At 64.4% G+C, this 6487-nt stretch carries 5 protein-coding genes and 1 pseudogene; all 6 read right to left on the reverse strand.

Annotated elements, in window-relative coordinates; translation table 11 throughout:
• Window positions 1–299, reverse strand: a 299-nt coding sequence (locus AHiyo1_RS14990) for a nucleoside hydrolase (protein ID WP_172465610.1), incomplete at its 3' end; no start/stop codon positions are given.
• Window positions 300–309: 10 nt separating this feature from the next.
• Window positions 310–1286, reverse strand: a pseudogene (locus AHiyo1_RS14995) (aldo/keto reductase).
• Between the two features lie 39 nt (window positions 1287–1325).
• On the reverse strand, window positions 1326–1541 hold the full coding sequence (locus tag AHiyo1_RS15000; RefSeq protein WP_059389100.1) for a hypothetical protein: 216 nt from the start codon (window positions 1539–1541) through the stop codon (window positions 1326–1328).
• Between the two features lie 30 nt (window positions 1542–1571).
• On the reverse strand, window positions 1572–2132 hold the full coding sequence (locus AHiyo1_RS15005; RefSeq protein WP_059389101.1) for a hypothetical protein: 561 nt from the start codon (window positions 2130–2132) through the stop codon (window positions 1572–1574).
• Between the two features lie 94 nt (window positions 2133–2226).
• Window positions 2227–4200: a 1-deoxy-D-xylulose-5-phosphate synthase gene (gene dxs, locus AHiyo1_RS15010; protein WP_059389102.1), complete on the reverse strand. Its 1974-nt coding sequence runs from the start codon at window positions 4198–4200 to the stop codon at window positions 2227–2229.
• A gap of 151 nt (window positions 4201–4351) precedes the next feature.
• Window positions 4352–6451 (reverse strand): aconitate hydratase AcnA, encoded by a 2100-nt coding sequence (gene acnA, locus AHiyo1_RS15015; RefSeq protein ID WP_445286226.1) that lies wholly within the window; start codon window positions 6449–6451, stop codon window positions 4352–4354.
• Window positions 6452–6487: the final 36 nt, after the last annotated feature.

Genomic DNA, 6487 nt, shown 5'->3' on the forward strand with positions numbered 1-6487 from the left:
CCCACGCCTTGGGGACCGTGGGTTTCCGGCGTGGTGGTCAGCGGGATCCGCAGCGGAGCCCGGGCCCCGATGGCAACGGGCACGTCAGGGCGGCCACACAACTCGAGCAGGGACAGGTTGTTGCGTGCCACCTGCTCCGCCCCGACGTTGCCCGGAGTGCTGCTCACTGCGACGAGTTCCACCTGCGGCTGGCTGCACAGGTAGGCGAGGGCCAGGGCGTCGTCGATTCCTGTGTCGCAGTCCACCAGCAAGCTCACGGATTCGCGCCGGCCTGCAGCCGCTGCCTGCTCCCCGCTCATGGAACGCTCCTTAGAAAAGGGCTACCTTGGGCGTGCGCGGGAAGATGTCGTCCATTTCGGCACGTTCTTCCGCCGTGGGCACCCAGCGCACGGCTTTCGCGTTTTCTGCGATCTGCTCCGGGCTGGTGGCTCCCGCAATGACGCTGCTGACTGCGGGCTGGGCGGCCAGCCAGGAGAAGGCCAGCTGCAATTCGTTCAGGTCCCGCTCCTTGGCGAATTGGCTGAACCTGCCCAACTGGACCCAGTCGGCGTCGTGGACCATGTTGGTCCGCGTGTGGCTGAGGCGCGATCCTTCCGGGGCGCTGCCTGGAGCATACTTGCCCGTCAGGAGCCCGTTCGCCAGGGGGAAATACGGCAGGACACCGAGCCCGAAAGCCTGGGCGGCCGGAAGGACTTCGAGTTCCGCGCGGCGGTCCAGAAGGTTGTAGTGGTTCTGCGTCGAAATGAACCGTGCACCGCCCTGTATCCGTGCGACGTATTCGGCTTCGGCGATCTGCCACCCAGCACGGTTGGAATGGCCGAGGTACCGGACCTTGCCGCTTGTGACGAGGTCATCGAGGGCTGCGAGGGTCTCGTCAACCGGGGTGAGGGGGTCCGGGGTGTGGTACTGGTACAGGTCAATCCAGTCCGTGCCGAGGCGGCGCAGCGATGCCTCGGCTGCTTGGATGATATAGCGGCGCGATCCCCGGGCGCCGAAATCGTTGCCGTTGGCGCCGTGCATGTCCATGCCGAATTTCGTGGCCACGACGGCGTCGTCCCTGCGACCTTTCAGGCGACGCCCAGCATGGTCTCGCTGAGGCCGGGCTCCCGGCCGTAGACGTCTGCAACATCGAAAAGCGTCACTCCGGCGTCCAAGGCGGCGTGCACTACCGCGTTGGTACCCTCCTGCGATTCAGTGGCCGTATTGGCCCGCCCGAGATTGTTGCACCCCAAACCGACTACTGAGACGGTCAATCCGGAATTTCCAAGACGGCGATATTCAGTCATGGTTTCACCCTACAACGACCGCGGGGGCGGGTCCGCCGCTCAGGATCCGAAGGCGATTCCCGCCTCTTCCATCGCATCGTGCAACTGGGCCATGACCTTGGGTCCCATGCCGTGCAGGGCCGCGACCCGTCGCTCGCCGAACTCGGCGAGTTGTTCCAGGGTTTCCAGACCTTCGTGGGCGAGTGCCCTTCGTGCGGGAGCGGACAAGCCCTTGGGCAGCGGAGTGTGTCCGGGCCAGTTGCTCTTGGGCGCCATGCGTGTCCCTTCGAAGCGGTGATGTGGTCCTTAGAGGGTAAAGCCCGCGCCCGTTTTCGGCGAGTGTTTTACTTTGAATGCGGTGGGTTCGGCATGGGGCGCCGCCGCGATGCTCAGCTTGGTGAAGTCCAGGTCTTCTCCCCTGATGCACACCTTGATGGCGTTGACGGCCTTGTTGACATCCGGGCACAGGCAGAAAATGTTGAGCTTCGAGTCGCTGATATCGGATCGATCCACGGTACCCAAACCGCGCCAGGCTAGTTCGCTCGTCAGCGCGGCCTTCGCCTTGCGTTCAAGGTAGCGGTCGCGGTCGGTACCGTCCTTTGTCTTGAGCGCGATCTGAGCGACCACCCAAAACTGCTCGGTCTCGGGAATCTCCGCGTAGCCGTCTTCTTCGCATTGCGCGGCAAAGGCCGTCATGAGGCCTTCGACGGCGGATTCGTCGTCGACGTCGGTTTCGTCAGTGCTGCTCTGGTGTCCTACGACCCCGTGGTTGATGACGAACTGCTTGAATTCGTCGTCATACCAAGCTTCCCGGAAATGCAGGACCGCTTCGTCGTCGCGCTTATAGGTGCGGATGATGCCGCTCATGCCTGTCCTTTTCTGAACCACTCCGGGCAAGTGCTGTTCGGACCTGTGCCGTCGAAGGGTGCCTGTTTGTTGGATACTGCCTTGAACAGGCGGTTCACAGTTTGGGGAGACTGCCTGTGCTGGGGTGTTCTTGTCCTGGCAGGGGCCGCGCGAAAGGCACCTTTGTCCCCAGGACCTGCGCGACGACGTCGTGCGTTATCTGTTGGGCGGTAAGGCCCACGCGCTCAAGGACTTGGCTCCTGGTTCCATGGTCGAGGAATTCGACCGGAAGCCCCACTTCGTTGAGGGCCGTGTCCACGCCGGCCGCGCGCATCTCCTGGCGGATCCGGGAGCCGACGCCGCCTGCCCGGACACCGTCTTCGATGCAGATCACCAAACGGTGCCGGGCAGCGAGGGCGATGATGGACTTGCGTACAGGCAGGACCCACCGCGGATCCACCACGGTGGAACTGATGCCTTGGGATCCGAGCCGGGACGCGACGTCGAGGGCGAGTTCGGACATCGCGCCTACGCTGACAACCAGGACATCGTTCTCGGTAGAGCCTTCGGGGCGGCGCGCGAGCACGTCGACGCCGTCGGAAAGCCGTTCGATCGCTTCGATCTCGCTTCCCACGCTGCCCTTGGAGAAGCGCACCACGCTGGGCGCGTCGGCGATGGCAACCGCTTCGCGAAGTTCTTCCCGCAGGCGGCTGGCATCCCGCGGAGCCGCGAGGTGCAGCCCTGGAACGATCTGGACCATCGCCATGTCCCACATGCCGTGGTGGCTGGCCCCGTCCGGGCCCGTCACGCCGGCGCGGTCCAACACGACCGTCACTCCGGCTTTGTGCAGGGCGACGTCCATGAGGAGCTGGTCGAAAGCACGGTTCAGGAACGTCGCGTAAACGGCGACGACGGGGTGCAGTCCACCGAAGGCCATGCCTGCGGCCGAGGTGAGGGCGTGCTGTTCGGCGATCCCGACGTCGATCACTCTTTCAGGGTGCCGTTCAGCGAACTTGTGCAACCCGACGGGGATCAGCATGGCTCCGGTGATACCGACGATGTCTTCGCGCTCATCGGCGATGTCCGCGATTTCCTCAGCGAACACAGATGTCCACGAGCGGGCTCCACCCGCTTCGGTGGGTTCGCCGGTTTCGGGATCGATGATCCCGACGGCGTGGAACTGGTCCGCCTCATTGGCGAGGGCAGGCGCGTAGCCGTGCCCCTTTTCAGTCATGGCGTGGACGATCACCGGGCCGCCGTAATTACGGGCGGTAGTCAGCGCGTGCTCAAGGGCACGCATGTTGTGGCCGTCGACAGGGCCGATGTACTTCATGCCGAGGTCTTCGAACATGCCTTGCGGAGCCCACCAGTCCTTGATGCCCTTCTTCATGGCATGCAGGCTCCTGTAGGTGAACTGGCCGATCGGGCCGCCGCTTTGGAGTTTCTTCTTCCACCAGTCCAACACCACTTCATAGGTGGGGGCTGCCCGGAAGGAATCGATCGTGGGGCGCAGCGAAGCGAGGTAGTCGGCAAGACCGCCGACCGTCGGGGCATAGGAGCGGCCATTGTCGTTGACGACGATCACCACGCGTCGCCGCTTGTCGGCGGCGATGTTGTTGATTGCCTCCCAGGCCATGCCGCCCGTCAGCGCACCGTCTCCGACGACGGCGACAACGCAGCGGTCGCCCTCGCCGGTCAACTGGCGGGCACGGGAGATACCGTCGGCCCAGGACAAAGAGGAGGACGCGTGGGAGCTTTCCACGATGTCGTGCTCGGACTCGGCACGATCGGGGTAGCCGGACATGCCACCTTGCTGCCGGAGGGTGCTGAAGTCCTGCCTGCCGGTCAGCAATTTGTGGACGTAGGACTGATGGCCGGTGTCGAAAACGATGCTGTCGCGCGGCGAATCGAAGACCTTATGGATGGCCATGGTGAGTTCCACCACGCCAAGGTTCGGTCCAAGGTGACCACCCGTTTGGGCGACGTTGGTGATGAGGAAAGTCCTGATCTCGCCTGCAAGCTGCTCCAGCTGCTGACTGGTGAGCTTGCTCAGGTCCTGCGGGTTCCGGATTGTCTCCAAAAGTCCCAACGGCCCCTCCTTAGGGTGGTTGACGTGCTATACAACTCTAACGCCTTGGCCGGAACCAAGCCGCAGGAAAGGCTACAGCCCCGGCCGGTCGATGACCAGCCGGGGCTGTAGCTTTTGCCTTTGGCGCAGGCGGAGCCCGCGCCGGTATCGGCTAGTGGGCCGAGATTTGGCGCAGAACGTACTGCAGGATGCCGCCGTTGCGGTAGTAGTCCGCTTCGCCCGGCGTATCGATACGCAACACGGCGTCGAAGGACTTGGTGCTGCCGTCCTCGGCCGTTGCCGTGACCTTGAGCGTCCGCGGCGTGGTGCCGTTGTTCAGCTCGGTGACGCCCTCGACCGAGAACGTTTCCGTGCCGACCAGGCCGAGCGACGCAGCCGATTCGCCGGCCGGGTACTGCAGCGGGAGGACGCCCATGCCGATGAGGTTGGAGCGGTGGATGCGCTCGTAGCTTTCGGCGATGACAGCCTTGACGCCAAGCAGCGCGGTTCCCTTGGCAGCCCAGTCACGGGACGAGCCGGAGCCGTACTCCTTGCCGGCCAGGACCACCAGCGGGGTGCCGGCTGCCTGGTAGTTCTGGGCAGCGTCGTAGACGTAGGCCTGGGGGCCGTCCGCCTGGGTGAAGTCGCGGGTGAAGCCACCCTCGACGCCCGCACCGTCGTTGAAGTCAGCGAGCAGCTGGTTCTTGATGCGGATGTTCGCGAAGGTTCCGCGGATCATGACCTCGTGGTTGCCACGGCGCGAACCGTAGGAGTTGAAGTCCTTGCGCTCCACGCCGTTGGCCAGAAGGTACTGGCCTGCCGGGGTGTCCGACTTGAAGGAACCGGCCGGGGAGATGTGGTCGGTGGTGACGGAGTCGCCGAGCTTCAGCAGCACGCGGGCTCCGGCGATGTCCGTTACCGGTTCCGGCTGCGCCTTCATGCCTTCGAAGTACGGGGGCTTCCGCACGTAGGTGGACTTGGCGTCCCAGGCGAAGGTGTCGCCTGCCGGAGTGTCGAGTGCCTTCCAGCGGTCGTCGCCGTCGAAGACGCCCTCGTAGCCGCGGGCGAACATTTCCTTGTCGATCGAGGAATCGATGACCTTCTGGACCTCGACCGGGTTCGGCCAGATGTCCTTCAAGAAGACGTCGTTGCCGTCCTGGTCCTGGCCCAGCGGATCGGCGTCGAAGTCGAAGTCCATGGTTCCGGCCAGGGCGTAGGCGATGACCAGCGGCGGGGAGGCCAGGTAGTTCATCTTGACGTCCGGGTTGATGCGGCCTTCGAAGTTGCGGTTGCCGGAGAGGACAGCCGAGACGGAAAGGTCATTGGCCTGGATGGCCTCGGAGATTTCGGCGTCGAGCGGTCCAGAGTTGCCGATGCAGGTGGCGCAGCCGTAGCCCACGATGTAGAAGCCGAGCTTCTCCAGGTAGGGGGTCAGGCCGGACTTCTCGTAGTAGTCGGTGACAACCTTGGAGCCGGGAGCAACCGAAGTCTTGACCCACGGCTTGGACGTGAGGCCCTTGTCGACGGCGTTGCGGGCGAGCAGCGCGGCGGCAAGCATCACCGACGGGTTGGACGTGTTGGTGCAGGACGTGATCGAAGCGATCGAAACGGCACCGTGGTCCAGTTCGAATTCGCGGCCGTCAGCTGTTGTGACGCTCACCTTGTTCGACGGACGACCGTTGGACTTCGGGCCGTGTCCGTGCGGCGCGACGTCGGACAGGTGCGTCGCGGTGGCGGTGAACGACGGCGAATCGGAGGCCGGGAAGCTCTCGTCGATCGCTTCGTCCAGGCTTCCGTCGGCCAGGTCTTCCTTCACGTAGTTGCGCAGGTCCTCGCGGAACTGCGCCTTGGACTCGGTGAGGATGATCCGGTCCTGGGGACGCTTCGGGCCCGAGATCGAGGGAACAACCGTGGACAGGTCGAGCTCGAGGTACTCGGAGAACTTGATCTCGTGCGAGGGATCGTGCCAGAGGCCCTGTTCCTTCGCGTAGGCCTCGACCAGGGCGACGTTCTGCTCGGAGCGGCCGGTGAGGCGCAAGTACTCGAGGGTGACGTCGTCGATCGGGAACATCGCTGCCGTTGAGCCGAACTCCGGGCTCATGTTGCCGATGGTGGCGCGGTTGGCCAACGGCACGGCCGCAACGCCTTCGCCGTAGAATTCCACGAACTTGCCGACCACGCCGTGGTTGCGCAGCTGCTCGGTGATGGTCAGGACGACGTCCGTGGGCGGTGGCGCCGGCGGGGATGGAGCCGGTGAGCTTGAAGCCGACAACGCGCGGGATCAACATGGAAACGGGCTGGCCAAGCA

Source organism: Arthrobacter sp. Hiyo1 (assembly GCF_001263615.2).
Classification (GTDB): domain Bacteria; phylum Actinomycetota; class Actinomycetes; order Actinomycetales; family Micrococcaceae; genus Arthrobacter.

Bases quoted from the DNA above. Each gene is read 5' to 3' on its own strand.
- AHiyo1_RS15000 (WP_059389100.1), bottom strand. From the start codon at position 1,541: ATGGCGCCCAAGAGCAACTGGCCCGGACACACTCCGCTGCCCAAGGGC.
- AHiyo1_RS15005 (WP_059389101.1), bottom strand. From the start codon at position 2,132: ATGAGCGGCATCATCCGCACCTATAAGCGCGACGACGAAGCGGTCCTG.